Source organism: Actinoallomurus sp. CA-142502 (genome assembly GCF_050936355.1).
Taxonomy (GTDB): Bacteria; Actinomycetota; Actinomycetes; order Streptosporangiales; family Streptosporangiaceae; genus Actinoallomurus; species Actinoallomurus iriomotensis.
Window position 1 is genome coordinate 4,347,821 of sequence record NZ_JBNJMY010000001.1, and the last position, 19,428, is coordinate 4,367,248.

At 74.0% G+C, this 19,428-nt stretch carries 19 protein-coding genes; 8 read left to right on the top strand and 11 right to left on the bottom strand.

Annotated elements, in window-relative coordinates:
- Window positions 1–91 precede the first annotated feature (91 nt).
- The 4 genes from ACQEV1_RS20960 to ACQEV1_RS20975 all read right to left on the bottom strand — a co-directional run bounded on the left by ACQEV1_RS20960 (window position 92) and on the right by ACQEV1_RS20975 (window position 7,284).
- Window positions 92–3,352 (bottom strand): error-prone DNA polymerase, encoded by a 3,261-nt coding sequence (locus ACQEV1_RS20960; protein ID WP_433395367.1) that lies wholly within the window; start codon window positions 3,350–3,352, stop codon window positions 92–94.
- A gap of 272 nt (window positions 3,353–3,624) precedes the next feature.
- Window positions 3,625–5,157, bottom strand: coding sequence for a DNA polymerase Y family protein (locus ACQEV1_RS20965; RefSeq protein WP_433395369.1), 1,533 nt, complete (start codon window positions 5,155–5,157; stop codon window positions 3,625–3,627).
- Window positions 5,158–5,319: 162 nt separating this feature from the next.
- Window positions 5,320–5,901 (bottom strand): hypothetical protein, encoded by a 582-nt coding sequence (locus ACQEV1_RS20970; protein WP_433395371.1) that lies wholly within the window; start codon window positions 5,899–5,901, stop codon window positions 5,320–5,322.
- Window positions 5,902–6,105: 204 nt separating this feature from the next.
- Complete coding sequence (locus tag ACQEV1_RS20975) at window positions 6,106–7,284, bottom strand: DUF2332 domain-containing protein (RefSeq protein ID WP_285619982.1); 1,179 nt, start codon at window positions 7,282–7,284, stop codon at window positions 6,106–6,108.
- Window positions 7,285–7,355: 71 nt separating this feature from the next.
- Between ACQEV1_RS20975 and ACQEV1_RS20980 the strand changes: the two genes are divergently transcribed.
- The gene (locus tag ACQEV1_RS20980; RefSeq protein WP_285619981.1) at window positions 7,356–7,949 is read left to right on the top strand and encodes a TetR family transcriptional regulator; all 594 of its coding nucleotides are present in this window, start codon (window positions 7,356–7,358) and stop codon (window positions 7,947–7,949) included.
- 41 nt (window positions 7,950–7,990) lie between these two features.
- On the opposite strand, the gene ACQEV1_RS20985 is transcribed toward ACQEV1_RS20980, so the two are convergent.
- Together ACQEV1_RS20985 and ACQEV1_RS20990 are read right to left on the bottom strand one after the other, a co-directional pair.
- Window positions 7,991–8,830, bottom strand: coding sequence for an LLM class flavin-dependent oxidoreductase (locus tag ACQEV1_RS20985; RefSeq protein WP_285619979.1), 840 nt, complete (start codon window positions 8,828–8,830; stop codon window positions 7,991–7,993).
- Window positions 8,831–8,980: 150 nt separating this feature from the next.
- Window positions 8,981–9,739 carry a class I SAM-dependent methyltransferase gene (locus ACQEV1_RS20990; RefSeq protein ID WP_433395374.1) on the bottom strand — a complete coding sequence of 253 codons (759 nt, stop codon included), beginning with the start codon at window positions 9,737–9,739 and terminating at the stop codon, window positions 8,981–8,983.
- Window positions 9,740–9,827: 88 nt separating this feature from the next.
- Here ACQEV1_RS20990 and ACQEV1_RS20995 point away from each other — a divergent pair, with 88 nt between their 5' ends.
- From ACQEV1_RS20995 to sigJ, 3 genes are read left to right on the top strand one after another with little or no spacing between them, the layout of a single operon-like run.
- Window positions 9,828–10,361, top strand: coding sequence for a CGNR zinc finger domain-containing protein (locus ACQEV1_RS20995; protein ID WP_285566140.1), 534 nt, complete (start codon window positions 9,828–9,830; stop codon window positions 10,359–10,361).
- Between the two features lie 57 nt (window positions 10,362–10,418).
- Entirely contained in the window at window positions 10,419–11,162 is a 744-nt protein-coding gene (locus ACQEV1_RS21000) for an SDR family oxidoreductase (RefSeq protein ID WP_433395377.1), read from the top strand.
- Window positions 11,159–12,028, top strand: a complete 870-nt coding sequence (sigJ, locus tag ACQEV1_RS21005; protein WP_433395379.1) for an RNA polymerase sigma factor SigJ — start codon at window positions 11,159–11,161, stop codon at window positions 12,026–12,028. Before ACQEV1_RS21000 ends, sigJ begins: the two co-directional genes overlap by 4 nt.
- 10 nt (window positions 12,029–12,038) lie before the next feature.
- Here the strand turns inward: sigJ and ACQEV1_RS21010 are convergent, their stop codons facing one another.
- Window positions 12,039–12,887: a helix-turn-helix transcriptional regulator gene (locus tag ACQEV1_RS21010; protein WP_433395381.1), complete on the bottom strand. Its 849-nt coding sequence runs from the start codon at window positions 12,885–12,887 to the stop codon at window positions 12,039–12,041.
- Window positions 12,888–13,005: 118 nt separating this feature from the next.
- Between ACQEV1_RS21010 and ACQEV1_RS21015 the strand changes: the two genes are divergently transcribed.
- On the top strand, window positions 13,006–13,782 hold the full coding sequence (locus ACQEV1_RS21015) for an NAD(P)H-dependent oxidoreductase (RefSeq protein ID WP_433395383.1): 777 nt from the start codon (window positions 13,006–13,008) through the stop codon (window positions 13,780–13,782).
- On the opposite strand, the gene ACQEV1_RS21020 is transcribed toward ACQEV1_RS21015, so the two are convergent.
- On the bottom strand, window positions 13,760–14,254 hold the full coding sequence (locus ACQEV1_RS21020) for a DUF1772 domain-containing protein (RefSeq protein ID WP_285566132.1): 495 nt from the start codon (window positions 14,252–14,254) through the stop codon (window positions 13,760–13,762). The two genes, ACQEV1_RS21015 and ACQEV1_RS21020, sit on opposite strands and share 23 nt — an antisense overlap.
- A gap of 103 nt (window positions 14,255–14,357) precedes the next feature.
- Between ACQEV1_RS21020 and ACQEV1_RS21025 the strand changes: the two genes are divergently transcribed.
- A complete protein-coding gene (locus ACQEV1_RS21025) occupies window positions 14,358–15,305 on the top strand; it encodes an AraC family transcriptional regulator (protein WP_433395386.1) in 948 nt (315 codons plus the stop codon).
- Here ACQEV1_RS21025 and ACQEV1_RS21030 read toward each other — a convergent pair.
- Window positions 15,268–16,002, bottom strand: a complete 735-nt coding sequence (locus ACQEV1_RS21030) for an HAD family hydrolase (RefSeq protein WP_433395388.1) — start codon at window positions 16,000–16,002, stop codon at window positions 15,268–15,270. The two genes, ACQEV1_RS21025 and ACQEV1_RS21030, sit on opposite strands and share 38 nt — an antisense overlap.
- An 85-nt stretch (window positions 16,003–16,087) precedes the next feature.
- Window positions 16,088–17,029 carry an SRPBCC domain-containing protein gene (locus tag ACQEV1_RS21035; protein ID WP_433395390.1) on the bottom strand — a complete coding sequence of 314 codons (942 nt, stop codon included), beginning with the start codon at window positions 17,027–17,029 and terminating at the stop codon, window positions 16,088–16,090.
- Between the two features lie 183 nt (window positions 17,030–17,212).
- Here ACQEV1_RS21035 and ACQEV1_RS21040 point away from each other — a divergent pair, with 183 nt between their 5' ends.
- Window positions 17,213–17,824, top strand: a complete 612-nt coding sequence (locus ACQEV1_RS21040) for a UbiX family flavin prenyltransferase (protein ID WP_285619965.1) — start codon at window positions 17,213–17,215, stop codon at window positions 17,822–17,824.
- Window positions 17,825–17,854: 30 nt separating this feature from the next.
- Here ACQEV1_RS21040 and ACQEV1_RS21045 read toward each other — a convergent pair whose 3' ends face one another.
- Window positions 17,855–18,694, bottom strand: a complete 840-nt coding sequence (locus tag ACQEV1_RS21045) for a helix-turn-helix domain-containing protein (RefSeq protein WP_285619963.1) — start codon at window positions 18,692–18,694, stop codon at window positions 17,855–17,857.
- Window positions 18,695–18,806: 112 nt separating this feature from the next.
- Here ACQEV1_RS21045 and ACQEV1_RS21050 point away from each other — a divergent pair, with 112 nt between their 5' ends.
- Complete coding sequence (locus ACQEV1_RS21050) at window positions 18,807–19,400, top strand: NADPH-dependent FMN reductase (protein WP_433395393.1); 594 nt, start codon at window positions 18,807–18,809, stop codon at window positions 19,398–19,400.
- Window positions 19,401–19,428 lie beyond the last annotated feature (28 nt).

Below are 19,428 nucleotides of genomic sequence, written 5' to 3' on the forward strand. Positions count from 1 at the left end.
TGGATGAGCACTTTCACCAGGGTGATTTCCCGGCGCCCCGTACCGAACCCCAAGCGCGACTCTGCTTCGTGCACAGAAACCGGACCGCTCCTCAGCGGAAGTCGCGGCTGCGGGTCATCGTGGTCACCGGGAGGCGTCGCAGGCGGGTCGCGACCAGATTCGTGGCGCCGTCGTGGCGTTCGAGGCGGGCGTGCACGAGCATCGCCTGGGCCTGGAAGGCCATGGACCGGTAGCGCTCCCAGACCTGCGGGCGGCAGATGACGTTGGCCATGCCGGTCTCGTCCTCCAGGTTGAAGAAGATCACCCCGCCCGCCGTCCCCGGGCGCTGCCGGTGGGTGACCACGCCGGCGACCAGGATGTTCGTCTCGCCGGGTACGTCGGCGAGCGCGCCCAGCGGGACGACGTCGCGCTCGTCGAGCAGGTCCCGTACGTGGGCGATCGGGTGATGTTCCGCCGTGCCGGTGGCCCACATGTCGGCGATGGTCTCCTCGATCGGGGTCATGGCGGGCAGCTCGGGCGCGGACGTGCCCGGCGTCGTGCCCGGCAGCCGTTCGGCGCGCCAGGACGACGAGGCCGGGGGAGCGGCGCCGCGTGACAGCGCGCCCGCGGCCCACAGCGCCTCACGGCGGCCGAGGCCGAAGCAGCCGAACGCGCCCGCGGTGGCGAGGGCCTCCAGGGCCGCGGTGGGCAGCGGTACCCGCCGGACCAGCTCCTCCAGGCTCTCGTACGGCCGCCCGGCGGCGATCCGTTCCGCGCCCTCGGCCCCGAGCCCCCGCACGTACTCCAGGCCCACCCGGACCGCCGGCTGCTCGGCGGAGGGCGAGTGCGGGGACCCTCCGGCGGGGGTGTACGGGTCTTCGAGCGTGGCCTTGGCCGCGCTCGCGTTCACGTCCACGCCGAGGACGCGGACCCCGTGCCGCCGCGCGTCGCCGATCAGGGTCTGCGGGGCGTAGAAGCCCATCGGCTGGTTGGCCAGCAACGCCGCCGTGAACGCCGCGGGGTAGTGCCGCTTGAGGTACGCGCTGGCGTACACCAGGTGGGCGAAGCTCTGCGCGTGCGACTCGGGGAAGCCGAAGCTCGCGAAACCGAGGATCTTGGTGTAGACCTCCTCGGCGATCTCACCGGAGATGCCGCGTTCGGCCATGCCGGTCAGCAGGCGCTCGCGGAGCTTCTCGATGCGCTCGGGCGCGCGCTTGGCGCTCATCGCCTGCCGCAGCGCGTCCGACTCCGCCGGGGTGAAGCCCGCGCAGTCCACGGCGAGCTGCATCATCTGCTCCTGGAACAGCGGCACGCCCATGGTCCGGGACAGCGCGTTCCGCATCAGCGGGTGCGGGATGTCGGGCGGTTCCTGCCCGCTGCGACGGCGCAGGTACGGGTGGACCGACCCGCCCTGGATCGGGCCGGGCCGGATCAGCGCGACCTCCACGACCAGGTCGTAGAAGCGGTCGGGCTTGAGCCGGGGCAGCGTGGCCATCTGGGCGCGCGACTCGACCTGGAACACCCCGACCGTGTCGGCGTCGCGCAGCATGGCGTACACGTCCGGGTCCTCTTCGGGGATGTTGTGCAGGTCGAAGCGGCGGTCGTGGAAGGCGGCCACGAGGTCGAACGTGTCGTGCAGCACCGACAGCATGCCGAGGCCGAGCAGGTCGAACTTGACCAGTCCCTCGGCGGCGCAGTCGTCCTTGTCCCACTGCAGCACGGTGCGGCCCGGCATGCGGGCCCACTCGACCGGGCAGACCTCCCCGATCGGCCGGTCGCAGATCACCATGCCGCCCGAGTGGATGCCGAGGTGACGGGGGAGGCGCTGCATCCGGTCGGCCAGCGCGGTGACCGCCTCGGGGATGCCGTCCGGCGGCAGCGGTTCGTGAGGCGAGAGCTGCCGCGACCAGGCGTCCTGCTGCCCGGGGGAGAACCCGAGGGCGCGCGCCGCGTCGCGTACGGCCATGCGGGGCCGGTAGCTGATCACGTTGGCGACCTGCGCGGCGCGGTCCCGCCCGTACTTGTCGTAGACGTGCTGGATGACCTCCTCACGGCGGCGGTGCTCGATGTCGAGGTCGATGTCGGGCGGCCCGTCGCGGCCGGGCGACAGGAACCGCTCGAACAGCAGGTTGTGCCGGACCGCGTCGACCCCGGTGATGCCGAGGGCGTAGCAGACCGCGGAGTTGGCCGCCGAGCCGCGGCCCTGGCACAGGATGTCGGCGTCGCGGCAGAACTCCACGATCTCCTGCACGATCAGGAAGTAGCCGGGGAAGCCGAGGCCGTCGATGACGTTCAGCTCCTCGTCGATCTGCCGGTACGCCCTGCGCGCCCGCCGCCGCGGCCCGTACCGTTCGGCGGCGCCCTCGGCGACGAGGTGCCGCAGCCAGGTCGACTCGGTGTGCCCCTCGGGCACGAGCCAGTCCGGCAGGTCGGGCGCGACCAGCGTCAGGTCGAAGACGCACGACCGGGCCAGCTCGACGGTGCGCTCGACGACACCGGGGAAACGCGCCATCCGCGCCCGCATCTCCCCGGCCGACCTCAGGTGCGCGGTCCCCGTGGCCGGCAGCCAGGACTCCAGGTCGTCCAGCCCCCGCCGGGCGCGTACCGCGGCGAGCGCCTCGGCGAGCGACGCGTCCTTCGGCGCGGCGTAGTGCACGTTGTTCGAGGCGACGACGCCGATCCCGCGCTTTTCCGCGAGGTCGTACAGGGCGTCGTTGCGCGCGTCGTCCAGGGGCTGGTCGTGGTCGATCAGCTCGGCGTAGACGTTCTCCCGCCCGAACAGGTCGATCAGCGTGCGCAGCCCCGTCTCCTGGTCACCGCCGCCGTGCACCACGCTCTTGCGGCAGCCGGTGAGGACCGCCCAGTGCCCGCCGTGCGCGTCCGCCAGATCGGCCAGGTCGTAGACCGGGCGGCCCTTCTCACCGCCCGCGAGCTGCGCCCGGCTGATCGCGCCGCTCAGCCGCCCGTACCCCTCGACGTCACGGGCCAGCACCAGCAGATGCCGGCCGCCCGGGTCCGGCTCACCCTGCTTCGCCGGCAGGTCGAGGCTCAGCTCCGCGCCGAAGATCGTGCCGACGCCGGTGCCCCTGGCGGCCTCCTTGAGCTGCACCGCCCCGTACATGCCGTCGTGGTCGGTCACGGCCACGGCCTCCACGTCGAGCCGGATCGCCTCGTCGATCAGCTCGCGGGGGCTGGAGACGCCGTCGAGGAAGCTGTAGGACGAGTGACAGTGCAGCTCCGCCCAGCCGCCCGCGCCCTCACGCCGCCGCGGCGGAGCCACCGGAGGCGGCACGACGGCCTTCGGCTCCCGGCCACCCCACGACAGCCGCCGCTCGAACTCCCGCCAGGGGATGTCCGGGTTGTTCCAGCCCATGGGTCACTCGCCCTCTTCGTTCACTCCGCGGACGACCTCGTTCCTCGGCCGTCCACTCCGTTCACTCATCGGGGTCGCTCCAGCCCATGGGTCACTCGCCCTCTTCGTTCACTCCGCGGACGACCTCGTTCCTCGGCCGTCCACTCCGTTCACTCATCGGGGTCGCTCCAGCCCATGGGTCACTCGTCCTCTTCGTTCACTCCGCGGACGACCTCGTTCCTCGGCCGTCCACTCCGTTCACTCATCGGGGTCGCTCCAGCCCATCGGTCCCCCTACGTGTATCCGGCCTCGACGTGCCAGTGGCCGCCCTCGAAGACGAGCAGGTGGGCCCGGTCGTCGCCGGTGACGACCTGGAACCGGGCCCGGCGGCGCGCGCGGGCGGGGTCCCACCAGCGTTCGCGGGCCGGCCAGGGGCCCGCCCACGCCGTCACCACGTGACGGCGTCCGGCGATCTCCACCTCGTGCGGCGGCGCGGACACCGCGCACCGGGCGTCGACCATGACGGGCGCGCCGTCGGCGTCGGTCACCGTCGCGGGCAGCGGCTCGGGATGGACGGCGGCCGGCGGCGGGTCGGGGACCCGGCCCGGCCACGGACCCTCGGCGGCCGGTTCCGGCGGCAGGTCGCCGAAGGGCACCTGGACGAGGCGTTCGCCGGGGCCGCGGCCGCCGGCCGGGAACGGCCGGGTGATCGCCTGATGGCCGAGCATCGCCTGGACCCGCGCCGCGGCCCGCGCGATCTGGTCGGAGACCGTGGCCTCGCCCCACAGGGCCTCCTGCCGCCCGTCGTCGGCGACGAGCTGGTCGGGCAGGAGCCGCAGCAGCGCGACGCCGCCCTCCTGGCCGTCCTCGCCCTGGGTCTCCCAGGACGCCAGCTGCCAGCGGACCCGTTCGGCGACGGCGAGGGCGGACAGCGCCCCGTCGTGCCGCCAGAGCCGGGTCAGCGTACGGCCGTCGGCGCCGGTCACCTCGACCCCGATGCGGACGCAGGTCAGCGCCTCGGCGGCGAGCGCCTCGTGCAGCCGTTCGGCGAGGGACTTGGCGGCGAAGATGACCTGCTCGGCCGCCACGGCGGGCGGGTCGAACTCCGTCGAGACGCTCAGGTCGGCGAGCGGCGGCCGCGGGGCCGGCGGCCGGGGGTACAGGCCGCGGGCCAGCCGGTGCGCCCGTATCTCGTCGACGCCGAAACGAGCCGTCACGTCGCGTACCGGCAGGGCCGCGAACGCGCCGAGCGTGCGGATGCCGAGCCGGCCGAGCAGGTCGGTGAGCTCGGGCCGGCCGAGGACGCTCACCGGGTACGGGGCGAGGAAGGCGGGGGTCTCGCCCGGGGGCACGACGACGCCGCCCTCGCCGGCCCGCGCCGCCAGGTCCGCCGCGAACAGGCCGTCGGCGATGCCCGCGCCGCAGTCGAAGCCCTGCTCCACGACGGTGTCCTGCACGTGGACCCGCAGCGACTCCTCGTCGTCGGCCCCGCCGCCGTGGTAGCGGGCCGCGCCGCGAACCGGGATGGCGCAGACCCCTGGGCGTACGACCTCGACCCACGGGGTGACGCCGGAGACGGCCGCCGCCACCGACTCGAAGAGCCGTCCCTCGGCGTCGGTGTCCCGTTCCCGTACGACGAGCTCGGGGCAGTGCCGCTGCGCGTCCCGCACCCGCTGCCCCCGCCGTACGCCCGAGGCGCGCGCCGCCGCCGAGCACGCCTCGACCAGGGCGCCGGAGACGACGGCGGCGGGAGTGGCGGCGTCCAGCCCGATCGCGGTGACCGGCCAGTCGGGACACCAGACCACGAGAGCACGCGGCGGGATCACCCGACCACCGCCACCGGGGCGTGGGTGGGAGCCCCGAGCCGGTTTCGCGGGCCGGGGGCCATGGGGACCGGCAGGGCGGGGGACGGGATCATCCGGCCACCACCAGGGCGTGTGCGGGAGTCCCGGCGGGGGCCGCGGGGACCGGCAGGGCGGGGGACGGGATCATCCGGCCACCGCCACCGGGGCGCGGACCGGTGTCTCCGGAGTCTCCGCGGCGGGGGCGACGGTGCCGTCCGGGGCGGGGAGCCAGAGCCAGACCCGCCGGCCGGGACCCGCCGCGCCGCGGCCCGAGGAGACCACCAGGGCGCGGCGGCCGCGCAGATGCCCCGTGCCGGTGCCGAGCCCGGACCAGTGACCCTCCTCGACGCGGAGCCGGAGGTTCGCGCCCTCCCAGGGCCCGGTCACGACGAGCGCGCACCCGTTGCGGCGGGCCAGCGCGGTCAGCCGGCGCACCACCTGAGGGGCCGGCCGGTCCGGCGGGCGGGTGAGCACCAGCGCGCAGCCGTCGGTCAGCGCCGCGACGACGTCGGCCCACCGCCGGCCCGGATCGTCCACGAGCAGAACCCTCATCGGGTCGCCTCCCATCGACGCGGCGGCGGGGATGTGCGCCTCCGGCAGCCCGACGACGGCGCACCATCGCTCCCCGAGACAGGCCGTCAACGCCAGGGCGAGTGTGGGCGAACCCTCGACGACGGTGACCGAGCCCGGCCGCAGCCCGCCCTCGGGGACCACCTCGTGCAACACCGGGAGCACCGGTACCAACGCAGATCGTGACAGAGTCGAAAATCCCTCTGTGACCTGCGTCGATAGCTCACTCACGCGACCATCATCGAACAGAGGTTCGAGTGAAATCAAGTCGCGCCGCGGTCGGCTATCTCCCTTTTGCGGGCCTCCCGGCGATGGCCGGCGGTCCGGAGGCCATGCCTGCGACGTCTCGCCGGCGCCGTGTCAGCCGGTGTCCGCGTCCGCCGGCAGCCACGCGAAATCGTCGGTCCGGTGCCGGGCCGGGGCGAGCCAGCGCAGGTACGGGTCGGCGAGGGCGAGCAGGGCGTCGTCGCGCTGCCCGGAGCCGCGCAGACTGGCCCCGATCAGGTAGCGGGAATTGCGCCGGGCCAAGGAGCCCTCCGGCACGATCAGGCCGTCGGTGGTCGCGACGAGACCGGGGGCCTCCGCGAAGACCCACGCCACCGGCCGGCGTGCGGCGGCCTGCCGGAGCTGGGCGGCGAAGGCCGTCCTGGCGTCGAAGTCGAGGTAGCTGAGCAGGGAGGCGGTGAAGACCACGACGGGCTCGCGCCCCGGCAGTTCCCCGATCAGCCGGGCGGTGTCGGTGGTCGCGTCGCCGGGGGCGACGGTCACGGTCGCGGACGAGACGGCGAGATCCATGGCGCCGCGCAGAACGGCGAGGTCGTCGAGGCGTTCGGGCCAGACGAACGCCTCCAGCCAGGCCCGGGCTCCGGGATCGGCCAGGTCGACCGGGTGCCGGTCGATTCCCCGCCGGCTGGTGATCTCCGGGACCGGTCCGAGGATCCGTTCGTGCGGGGAGCCGCCCCGCACCTCGCAGGTGATCAGCACCGGCGAGGCGTCCGAGACGGATGCCTCCTGACCGCCGACGCGGTAGCGGTAGCGGTCCACGAGCAGGTTCAGGCCCGCGCTGGCGCCCGCCTCGACCAGGGCGAGCGGTCCCGGCCAGCGACGCCGCACGTGGTCGAGGCCGAGGCGAAGGGCCACGCAGCGGCGGATCTCGTTGGTCTGGGTGGACCCGGTGCGCAGGAGCCGGCCGAGTTCGTCGCGGTGCTCGGCGCAGAACGCGGCGAAGGCCGGCATGAGCCGGTCGTCGACCGGCCGCCGGCCGCCGTGCACCGGGTAGTAGCCGGCGAGCGCCGAACCGGGATCGGACGCGAGGAGCAGGTTTACCGCCGCGAACAGCAGGCTGGGCCGCCGCTGGTCGCGCGGCGTGGCCATGAGCAGGTCCAGCAGGCCGTCGTCGTCGGCGACGCCCTCGCTCAGCGCCTCGTACACCGGGGAACGGCCGCGGCACTGCGTCGCCCCGAAGATCCGGAAGAGCCGCCGGAGCCGCCGGACCTCGATGTCCCTGTCACCTGCCGGGTCGCCCGGCCCTTCTGCCACCGTCCGAACCTACCGCCGGGAACGCCCCGCAACCGCAACGTTGCCGTTGGAATGGCCTAAGCTCTGACCCCATGGCCTGGGACACCGAGGGGACGCGACGCCGCCTGAAGGAGGCGGCGACCATCGAGTTCGCCGAGCGCGGCCCGGACGGCACGACCATGGCCCGGATCGCCGAGCGGGCCGGCATCAACAAAGAGCGCCTCTACAAGTACTTCGGCGACAAACAGGCCCTGTTCGAGACCGTGCTCCGCGACGAGCTGGACAAGCTCGCCGCCGGAGTCGACCTGCCGCCGGGGGGCCTGGCCGACATCGGGGAGTTCGCCGGGCGCACGTTCGACTACCACGCCGCGCACCCGCACCTGGCCCGGCTGCTCCAGTGGGAGGGCCTGGCCGGCGGGCCCCCGGCCGACGAGAAGAACCGCACCGCGCACTACCGCGACAAGGTCGAGGCCTTCGCGGCCGCCCAGCGCGACGGCGTCCTCGACGACGAGCTCGACCCCGCTCACCTGGCCTTCCTGATCATCGCGCTCGCCGCCTGGTGGTTCTCCGTGCCGCAGGTCGCGTACATGCTCACCGGCGCCGACGCCGCCGACCCGGCCGAGCGTGCCCGCCGTCGCGCCTTCGTCGTACGCGCCGCGGAGCGTCTCGCCCTCCCGTCCCGCTGAGGGACGGCCCGGGAACCCCCGAGGGGTCCCCGGGCGGTCTCTCACAGCACGTCGGCGAGCCGGTCGACCTGGTCCGGGTCGCGGGCCCAGCAGTACAGCATGACCTCGTCCGCGCCGAGGCCGGTGAACGCGGTGACCGCGGCACGGATCTCCCGCGGCGTGGTGAGCAGGCCGACGCGACCCGGGTTGTCGAGGAACCGGTAGTAGGCGCCGATCGCCGCCCGCCCGTCCTCGATCGTGTCGTCCGGGCCAAGGGCCACGTTGACCTGGGCGACCAGACGTGGCCGTCCCGCGCGGCCCGCCGCCGACCAGGAGCGCTCCACGCTGCGGAACAGCCCGTCGGCCATCGGGAGCGGCGCGGCGCACAGGAAGCCGTCACCCCAGCGGGCGACGCGTTCGAGGGCGGCCGGGGCGAAGGCGCCGATGAGCACCTCCGGGCCGCCCTCGCGGGCGGGCGCCGGGCCGATCGGGCCGGCACCCTCACCGTACGGCTCTCCCGACCAGACCCGCCGCAGGGTCGTGAGCTGCGCGTCCATACGGCGCCCGCGCGTCCGGATGTCGGTGCCGGCGGCGACGTGATCGTCGGCCCGCCCGCCGACGCCGACGCCGAGCGTGAACCGGCCGCCGGACATCAGGTCCAGCGTCGCGGTCTGCTTGGCGAGCAGCGCCGTCTCGCGCAGCGGGCCGAGGAGCACCTCGGTCTGTAGCCGGACGCGCGTCGTGGCTCCGGCGAGGGCGGCGAGTGTCACGAGCGGTTCGGGATTGGCGTAGACGAGACGGTCGAGCAGGCCGAGCGTCGAGAAGGGGCCGGCGTCGGCGCGCCGCGCCCACGAGAGCAACGACGGCGGATCGGTGATCGGCAGGCCGAGACCCACGTTCATGAGAGGAACCTCCGGAAGGGCATGCGAACAACGGTTGTCGCCCCTCCACCGCCGCGAACCGCGGCGGGCTCCCGTTCTGCGACGCCGTTCCCAGGGAGCATTCGGATCGTGATCACTGTACCGGGCGCGCGACGCCGGCCGGGCGCGTGGTCAGCGGCGGACCGCGCAGAGCACGCGGTTGTTCCCGTTCTGCCAGAGCGGGCCCACCTCGCCGAAACCCGCGTCGTGGAGCGCCGCGACGTGCACCGCCAGCCCGCCGGACTCCGAGCCGTGGTGCCCGGCGGCGGCCGTACGGGCCGCGGTGAGCGCGGCCAGCGCCGGGTCCGCCGCGGCGGCGTCCCACCACTGCCGCCAGTCCTCGGGCCGGTCGTCGCCGAACCGGCGGCGCGTGGCGCGGTCGGCCAGAGCGCGTTCGAGCCGGCGCAGCGTGGGCTCGCCGACGTCGAGGTGGTCGCCGTTGAGGAACAGCCCGCCCGGCCGGAGCGCCGACGCCAGTTCGGCGTACGCGGTGCGGAGGGCCGGCTCGGGCAGCCAGTGCAGCGCGGTGGTGCTGACCGCCGCGTCGGCCGGACGGTCCAGGTCGAGCGCGGCCGCCCAGCCCGGGGTGCCCAGGTCGTGGTCGGCGAACCGTAGCGCCATCCGGCCGGCGTGGGCGCCCCGGCCGAGCGCGAGCAGGAGCGGGTCGGTGTCGATCGCGACGACGGTGGCGTTCGGGATGCGGTCGAGGATCCGGGTGGCCAGCGAGCCGGGCCCGCAGCCGAGATCGAGGATGAGCGGGTCCGGCCGCCCGGTGCCGGCCTCGACCGCGTCGATCAGCGCGGTGAAGCGCTCCTCGCGGTCGGGCAGGTACCCCTCCTGCTGACGGTCCCAGCGGGAGATCCACGCCTGTGCCACCGTGGTCGTGAGCATGAGCGACTCCTGTAACTGTCGTCTATGATTTCGACAGTCACAAACTAGATGAAGCGGTGTAACTGGTCAAGTGAATTTCAACAGTCACATGGACTTGGTCGTCCGTCTCGCCGTCGGCCTGGTGAACACGCTCACCGAGGGGGAGCGGCGCGGCCGCCCGTACACCCCGCCGGTCGGTGAGGCGCGCCGTACGGCCCTCATCGAGATCGGCGCCGGCGACCTCGGTGAGCAGGACACCACCGTCCTCGCCGAGATGGCCGTCGAGCTGCGCGCCGTCTTCACCGCGGTCGCGGGCGGCGACCTCGACGCCGCCGCCCACCAGGTCAACCACCTGCTGGAGGTGACCCACGCGCGCCCGCACCTGAACCGGCACGACGGCGAGCCGTGGCACCTGCACTTCCACGGCTCCGGCGGCACCGTGTCCACCGACTGGGTGGCCGGCTGCGCGACCGGCCTGGCGGTGGTCCTGGGCAGCGAGTTCCACGACCGGCTGGGCGTGTGCACGGCGCCGCACTGCGACCGCGTCTACGTCGACACCTCCCGCAACGGCACCCGCCGCTTCTGCTCCACCGCCTGCCAGAACCGCGTCAAGACCGCCGCGTTCCGCGCCCGAGGCCGGTGAGCTCCGGAGCTCACCTGCGCGATGTCACACAACGGGCGGCGGCGTCGTCTTCTCGGCATGAGAATCGCGATAACCGGAGGCACGGGGACACTCGGCGGGCACACCGCGGCGGAGCTGCGAGCGCGGGGACACGAGGTCCGCGTGCTCAGCCGCCGCGCGCCCGAGTACCCCGTCGACCTCGAGACGGGTGACGGGCTGGCGGCCGCGCTGGAGGGCTGCGACGTCGTGGTCGACGCGAGCAACAACTCCTCGAAACGGGCCGGGCGGGTCCTGGTGGACGGCTCGCGGCGGCTGCTCGCCGCCGAGGAGACCGCCGGCGTCGGCCATCACGTGTGCGTCTCGATCGTCGGATGCGAGCGGGTGCCGATGGCCTACTTCCGCGTCAAGACCGAGCAGGAGCGCGTGGTCGAGAACGGGCCGGTGCCGTGGAGCATCGTGCGCGCGACCCAGTTCCACGAGTACGTCGCCGCGACGCTGACCGTGGCCGGACGCCGGGGCGTGCTGCCGGTGCCCAGGGCCCGCCTGCAGACGGTCGCCGCCACCGAGGCCGCCCGCGCGGTCGCCGACGTCGCGGAGGGCCCCACGCGGCGCGGACGGGTCGCGGTCGCCGGTCCGGAGATCGCGGACGCGCGCGACCTGGCCCGTACGTGGCGTTCGGCCACCGGCCGCCGTGCGCCGCTGCTGCCCCTGCCGCTGCCGGGCCGGCTGGGCCGGGCGCTGCGCGCGGGGGCGCTCACCGCCGAACGGCCCGACGTGCGGGGCACGGTGCCGTTCGCGGCCTGGCTGACGGCCACGCGATGACGGCGGCCGAGGAGACGCTCGCGCGGGCGTTCGAGCGACAGCGGCCACGGCTGCTGCGGGTGGCGTACGCGACGACCGGGTCGCTGGCCGAGGCGGAGGACTGCGTCCAGGAGGCCTGGCTGCGGCTGCGCGGCGTCCCGGACCCGCTCGCCATCCGCGACCTGCCCTCCTGGCTGACCCGCACGGTCGGGCGGCTCGCGCTCGACGCACTGGGCAGCGCCCGCGCCCGCCGCGAGCGTTACGTCGGCACGTGGCTGCCCGAGCCGCTCGTCGAGAGCGACGATCCGGCCGAGCGCGTGACGCTGGACGAGTCGGTCAGCATGGCGCTGCTCGTGGTCCTCGAACAGCTCACCCCGGCCGAGCGCACCGCGTTCCTGCTGCACGACGTCTTCGGGCTCCCGTTCGAGGAGGTCGCGGCCGTCGTCGGCCGGACGCCGGCGGCCGTGCGTCAGCTCGCCTCACGCGCCCGGCGGCACGTCGAGCGTGGCCTTCCGCGGTTCCCGCCCACGCACGGCGAGCAGGCCGCGCTGGTCGCGGCCTTCGCCGAGGCATGCCGGGACGGCGACCTGAAGCGGTTGATCACGCTGCTCGATCCGGACGTGGTCGTCCGTGGCGACGGCGGCGGCCGGGTCAGCGCCCTGCCGGAGCCCGTACGGGGAGTCGAGGACGTCGCGCGGTGGCTGCTCGCCTTCACCCGCCGCCCGCCCCGCCGTGTACGGACGGCGCTGGTCAACGGCGCGGTCGGCCTGGTGCTGGAGGACGCGGACGGGGTCCGGTCGGTGCTGGCGGCGACCGTCGACGCCGGGCGGATCACCGCTCTGGACGTCGTACGGAACCCGGACAAGCTCACCGCCGTCCGCGACTGAGCCCGACGGGTCAGCGCGGCGAGGCCGTCCACGCGCCGAGGAGCCGCAGGGCCTCCTCGGCGCCGGCGTCCTCGGCGTTGTACACGTGCAGCTCCTGGCCCGTCTGACCCGCGGACACCGGAAGCTGGAGGGTCTCATAGCGCAGGGTCAGCTCCCCGACCGCCGGATGGCGGAAGCGCTTGGTCCCGCTCCCGCACACCATCACGTCGGCGGACGCCCACAGCGCGCCGAACTCCTCGCTGCGCACCGAGAGTTCGCCGACCAGCTCGCGCAGCCGCTCGTCGTCGGCGTGCCGCCCCGCGGCGAGGCGCAGCACCGCCACGGTCTCCCGCGTGCGCTGCGCCCAGTCGGGGAACGTCTCCCGTGAGGCCGGATCCAGGAACAGATAACGCGCGTTGTTGCGGTCGCGCCGGCCCTCGTCGAGCCCGCCGGCCAGCTCCGAGCCCAGCCGGTTCCAGGCCAGCACGTCCTGGCGGTGCCCGGTGACCAGGGCCGGCAGGCCGTACATCGCGTCGAGCAGCCGCTGCAACTCCGGCCGTACCCGCTCCGGCCGCCGCCGGGACGACCTGCGGACCTTCCGCGGCGCCGCGGTCAGCGCGCGCAGGTGCTCGCGTTCGGTGCGGCCGAGGCCGAGCACGTCCGCGAGCGCGTCGAGGATCTCCGGGGACGGCTGCGTCGCGCGCCCCTGCTCCAGCCGTACGTAGTAGTCGACGCTGATCCCGGCGAGCTGCGCCAGCTCCTCTCGTCGCAGGCCCGGCACGCGGCGGCGCGAGCCCACCGCGATGCCCATGCTCTCGGGGGCCACCCGTGCGCGTCGTGAGCGCAGGAACGCGCCGAGCTCCCGGCCGTCGTCATCCATGCGTTTCAGTATGCGCATCTCCCGGGTGTTGAACGTGGCCCTGTGAGTACCAGGACACCGCGACCGGTGGAAACACCGGGCACTGGTTCCGCGCGCCGGACGGCGCGACAACGGATACATGAACATCCTCATCGTCACCGCGCACCCCGAGCCGCGCTCCCTCAACGGCGCGCTCACCGCCTTCGCCGCCGCCGAGCTGCGCCGCGCCGGTCATGACGTCCGCGTCTCCGACCTGTACGCCATGAGCTGGCGGCCCGGCGTCGAGGCCGGGGACTTCCCCGGCCACGACCCGGACGAGCGGCTCGACGTGATCGGCGCCTCCGGCCGCGCGTACGCCGAGGGACGCCTGGCATCGGACATCGCCGCGGAGCAGGAGAAGCTGCTGTGGTCCGACGCGCTGATCCTGCAGTTCCCGATGTGGTGGTTCTCGATGCCGGCCGTGCTCAAGGGCTGGGTGGACCGGGTCTTCACGCACGGGTTCGGCTACGGCGTGGGCACGAAGGGCCGGGCCCTGTACGGCGACGGCACGCTCGCCGGCCGCCGGGCCATGGTGTCGCTGACCATCGGCGCCGCCGAACGGTCGTTCTCGGCGCGCGGCGTCCACGGGCACCTGGACGACCTGCTGTTCCCGATCCAGCACGGGCTCCTCTACTACACCGGCATGGACGTGCTGCCGCCGTTCGCCGTCTGGGACTCCATCGAGATCGGCGAGGCGAGGTTCGCCGCGATCACGGAGGCGTACGCGGCGCGGCTGCGCGTCCTGTTCACCGACGAGCCGATCGCGTACCGGCCGCTGGCGGGCGGCGACTACACGCGGACGATGGAGCTGCGCCCCGAGCTGGATTCCGGCGCCGGCGGCCTCGCGGTCCACGTCAGGCGCCACGGCCCCAGATGAACAGGCCCGCGCCGACGGAGAGCACGCTGAGCAGGCTCGACAGGGTGCGTACATGGTTCCACGCGGTCCACCGGGAGGAGTAGTCGGACCAGACACGTGCCGTCTCCCCGGCCGACGGCCGCGCGGCGTCCAGCGCGTCGTTCATCGGGATGTTGACCGCGAAGCTCGGCACGAGCACCCCCAGGACGTACACCGCCGTCGCGGCGAAGAAGAGCATGCCCGCCGTGCGCTGCCCGGAGACGAGCAGCAGCACGCCCGTGACCGCCCCCGCCACCGGCATCAGCAGGAACGCCATGAGGAACAGGGGATTCTGGATCTTCACGTTGATGGCACGCATCGCGGCGATGGCATGGTCCGGCTTGACGGCGTCGAGCCCGATCATCACCGATATCGAGTAGGCGAAGAAGACTCCGGCCAGCGCGGCGGCGAACAGCAGCGTCGCGGTGGCGGAGAGCCCTGTCAGGATCTTCATGCCGCTCAGTGAACCGCCGGCCGCGGCGCGGCGACCATGGCCGAGACGCTCGTGCGCATGTCCGTGCGTCCAGGTCCGTCGACGAGGCACTTAAAGTGAGCGCATGGATCCGCTCGCGCGCCTGCTCGACGGGCCGAGGGCCCGGGACGCGTTCCTGCTGCGGTCGATCCTGACACCGCCGTGGTCGCTGCGGATCGAGGACCGGGCGCCGCTGACCGTGGCGTCGGTCGTGCGCGGCGAGGCGTGGCTGGTGCCGGACGACGACGCCGCCGTACGCCTCGGTCCCGGCGACGTCGCCGTCATCCGCGGTCCGCACCCGTACACGGTCGCCGACGATCCGGCGACGCCGCCCCGTGTCGTGATCCACCCGGGGCAGCGCTGTGCCACGCCGGAGGGGGAGTCGCTGTCCGCGGCCATGGCACTCGGCCTGCGGACCTGGGGCGACCGGACGGACGACGCGGCCGGAGCCACCGAGTTGTTCACCGGCGTCTACGAGTTCGAGGGTGAGATCAACGGGCGGCTGTCGCGGGTGCTGCCGCAGCGCATCGTGCTCCCGGCCGACGCCTGGGACTCACCGCTGCTGCCGCTGCTCGGCGAGGAACTGCACCGCGACGCGCCGGGCCAGCAGGCGCTGCTCGACCGGTTGCTGGACCTGCTGCTCACCGCCGTCCTGCGGGCGTGGTTCTCCCGCCCGGAGGCCGAGGTGCCGGGCTGGTACCGAGCGCAGGGCGACCCGGTGGTCGGCGCGGCGCTGCGGCTGCTGCACGGCGAGCCGGCCCATCCGTGGACCGTGGCCGAGCTGGCGGCACGGACGGGCGTCTCACGGGCCGCCCTGGCGCGGCGGTTCAGCGACCTGGTCGGCGAGCCGCCGATGACGTACCTCACCGATCTACGTCTGGCGTTGGCCGCCGACCTGCTGCGCGAGCCGGACGCGACGGTCGCGGCGGTCGCACGGCAGGTCGGGTACGGCAGCGCGTTCGCGTTGAGCGCCGCCTTCAAACGCGAGCGGGGGATCAGCCCGCAGGAGCATCGCGCCGCGGGGTTCGGCTGAGCGCCTCCGCGAGCAGCGGCGCGAACCCGTCGGGGCGTTCGCGCGCCGGGAGCGGGTCGACGTAGAACGTCTGGATCCCGACCGCCTCGGCGCCGCCGTCGGCCCGCCGGTCGTCGCCCACCATGAGCGTACGGCCGGGGTCGGCGTCCAGCCGCGCGCAGGCGGTCTTGAACAGTACGGGATCGGGCTTGCAGTGGCCCTCCTCGTACGACAGGAGGACGGCGTCGAACAGGTCGGCGACGCCGTGGGCGGCGAGTACCGGCCGCGGGTCCCAGCCGACGTTGCTGACCACGGCCGTGCGGATCCCGTGCTCCTTCAGCGCGCGCAGGGTGGGGAGCGTGTCGGGGTAGGGCGTCCACGCGTCTGGCCGTGTACAACCGTCGTAGACCGCGTCGGCCAGCTCGGGCCACGGCCAGCCGGCGTGGCGGATCAGCCACGTGTAGGAGCGCCGGTGCGCGGCGGGCTCGAGGTCACGCCGCTCCCAGGTGGCGCGGATCTCCTCCGGGATGACCGTGGAGGAGTGCCCGCCCGGCAGCCCGCCGGACCTCTCCAGGCGCCGGGCCCACTCGTGGACCTCCGCCTCCGTCAGCTCGATCCCCGCGTCTTCGAGCAACGCGGCCAGCCGCCGGTCGGGCGGGCCGGTGACCATGAGAGTCCCGGAGAAGTCGAAAAGCACCGCTTCCACTGGTTCAGGCATGAGGCCGGACCCTACCGTCCCACCTCGGCGCGGCCGCGACGCGCCTCACCGGTCACGGCATGGACGGTGAGGCGCGCCGCCGGGGTCAGTCGCGGTCGGAACGGCCGCGCAGCCGCGCGAACAGCCGCCGGAACATGCCCGCCACCACGACCTTGATCATGGTGCTCGCCTTGATGGCGCTCGCGGGCTCGGCGGACGATGCCGGGGACGAGGCGGGGGCCTTTCCGGTCGCCTCGGCCGGAGCGGCCGATTCGCCCTTCTCCGCGGCCGGCGGTGCGGTCGGGACGGGCGCCTCGGTCTCGGTGGTGCCCGGGGACGTGCCCCCCTCGGACGGCGCGGCGTCGGCCGCCGTCCCGGAGCCCGCGTCCGTGGCGGGCTTCGTCGTGGCCGGTGGTGCGGTCGGGACGGGCGCCTCGGTCTCGGTGGTGCCCGCGGACGTGCCCGCCTCGGACGGCGCGGCGTCGGCCGCCGCCGTCTCGGTCGCCGGAGTCTCCGTCGCCGGGGAGGCCGCCGGAGCCTCGGTCGCGGGAGTCTTCGGGGTCTCCGTGGCCGGAGCGTCGGCCGTCCCGCTCTCCTGTTCGGCCTCGATGCGATCCCGTACCCGTGCCGCCAGGTCGCCCACCATCCGGTTGGACACGTCGGCCATGATGCCGCGCCCGAACTGCGCCAGCCTGCCGGAGATCGTCAGGTCGGTCTTCAGCAGGACGCTGGACCCGCCGTCCTCCTTCGGCTCCACGCGCATCGTCGCGGTCGCCTTGGCCGTTCCCGATCCGCGGGCGTCCTTGCCCTCGGCGACCAGCACCGCGACCCGCGCGGTCTCGTCCTTCTCGGTGATCCGGGCGGTACCGGAGAAGGACGCCGTCACCGGGCCGAGCTTGATCTTGACCTTGCCCTTGTACCGGTCGTCGCCGAGGTCCTCGGTGAGCTCCGCGCCGGGGAAGCAGGTGGCGACGTTGTGCGGGTTCTGCAGGAAGTCGAACACCCGATCCGGGTCGGCGTCGACGTCGAAGGAGTTCTCGATGATCATGGGGGTCCTTCCGGGGAGAGAGGCCGTCGCCGTAGATCGCCTCCACGGTGCGCGGGGGAGCCGGGATCGTACCGCTACTGTCCGGTATGCGTGACGCCCGGGAGCGTGACCCGCGGCAGGAATCCCGGTCCTCCGGAGCGGGGAGGACGTCAACAGGACGTTCATCCATCGAGGCGAGGTCCGGTGACAAGGCCCCGGCGGGAAGAGACGCGGACGATCATCGTCGCGATCACGGGCGCCAGCGGCGCCCCGTACGGCCTGCGCATGCTCACACTGCTGCGCGAGCACCGGGGGATCGAGACCCACCTCATCGTGTCGCGCGCCGGGCGCATGACGCTGCGCCACGAGTGCGGCATGTCGATCCGTGAGGTGGAGGCGCTCGCCGACGTGACGTACCGGCCGGGCGATGTCGGCGCGGCCATCGCCTCCGGCTCCTTCCCCGCCGACGCGATGGTGGTCGCGCCCTGTTCGATCAAGACGCTCAGCGCGATCGCCTACACCTACGCCGACGACCTGATCAGCCGCGCCGCCGACGTGTGCCTGAAAGAGGGCCGCCCGGTGCTGCTCCTCGTCCGCGAGACGCCGCTGCACCTCGGGCACCTGCGGGCCATGACCGCCGCGGCCGAGGCGGGTGCGATCATCGCGCCGCCGGTCCCCGCCTTCTACGCGCAGCCCGTCTCGATCGAGGAGATGGTCGACCACACGGCCCGGCGGGCCCTGGCCAGAGTGGGCGTCCGCGAACTCGCCCCCCAGCCCTGGCAGGGGGAGATCGGCGGGAGCCCGGCGGACCGGTGAGGCATGGAGGCCACCGCGCCCCCGGTCGCGTCAACCGATCGCGCGAAGAGTGCCTCCGGGCCGGCGGCGCAGCCGTTCCACGGCCTCCGCCGTCGTCTCGTCGGCGGGCAGCAGGACGACCAGCTGCTGCGCGTCGGCGCGCGGCAGCTCCAGTCGTTCCCGATGCCACCGCAGCTCGTGCGCGGTGTCGTGGTTGAGCCGAAGCGGGACTCGCGGCGGGGGCAGCTGACGGTCGAGCCGCCGGGTGAACTCCTGCCCGGCGAGAGGGGCGAGCTCGGCCTTGAACCATTCCGCGGTCTCCACGGACGGTCCGAGCCACAGGTCGAAGGCCTGTTCGTCGGCCACCTGGTGCCAGTCGGCGAAGAACGTCCGGGCCCGCGGGTCGGTGAACACGTAGCGCGTCAGGTTCGGCTCCGGGGTCTCCAGCAGCCCGCTTCCGCGCATTACCGCCTCGAACCCGCCGGTGTGCGCGAGCACGTCACCCAGGCGGTTGGTGACGAACGCGACCGCGGGTTCGAGGAGCCGGAGGGTCGCCAGCACGGTGGGACGCACGTCGCGGCTGAGCGGCTCCGGCCGCTGAAGCCCGGTGCAGGCCCCGCCGCTGATCTTGGCGAGGTAGCGCAGGTGGTCGCGTTCCGCGGCATCCAGGCTCAGGGCGTCGGCGAGAGCGTGGACCACGGCGGGGGAGGGGTTGCGGTCTCGTCCCTGCTCGATGCGGGTGAGGTACTCGACGCTGATCCCGGCGCGCGTGGCCAGGTCCGAGCGTCGCAACCCCGGGGAGCGCCGACGGCCGTGCTCGGGGAGCCCGTACGACTCGGGCTGGATGCTGTCGCGCTTCGCGCGGACGAAGTCGCCCAGTGGCGTGCCCATGGCCGGAGTCTAGGCGCGGCGCGAATGCGCGAGAACGGCGCAGGGTGGCCCTGTGGGGGCCAGCCTGCGCCCGGCCTGGCTGCCGCCGCGGCGGAGGTGGACCGTGGAGCACATGAGCGAGAAGCACACGTTGGTCATCATCGTCGGGAGCGTCCGCGAGGGCCGGTTCGGGCCCGTCGTCGCCTCCTGGGTCGCCGAGCAGGCACGCGCGCACGGTGGGTTCGACGTCGAGGTCGTCGACCTCGCCGACGTCGAGATCCCGCTGTCGTTGCCGGCGGCGTCGCCGAAGTTCGCCGGCGACTCCTACCCGCGCCCCGAAGGGATGGGGCCCCTGACGTCCCGCCTGGAAGAGGCGGAGGCGGTCATCCTGGTCACGCCCGAGTACAACCACAGCTACCCGGCCTCGCTGAAGGCCGCCATCGACTGGCACTTCACCCAGTGGACGGCCAAGCCGGTGGCCTTCGTCAGCTACGGCGGCGCGGCCGGAGGCCGGCATGCCGTCCTCCACCTGGAGAACGTCCTCACCGAACTGCACGCGGTGACCATCCGCGACGGTCTGGCGTTCCCGAACTACTTCACCGCGTGGCAGGACGGCCGGCCACTGGACCCCGAGGCGCCCGGGTACGCCAAGGTCCTGCTGGACCAGCTCGCCTGGTGGACCGCCGCCCTGAGCGCCGCGCGCGAGGCGAGCCCGTACCCGGCCTGACGGAGCGGCGGCACCGCCGAGTCGGGAG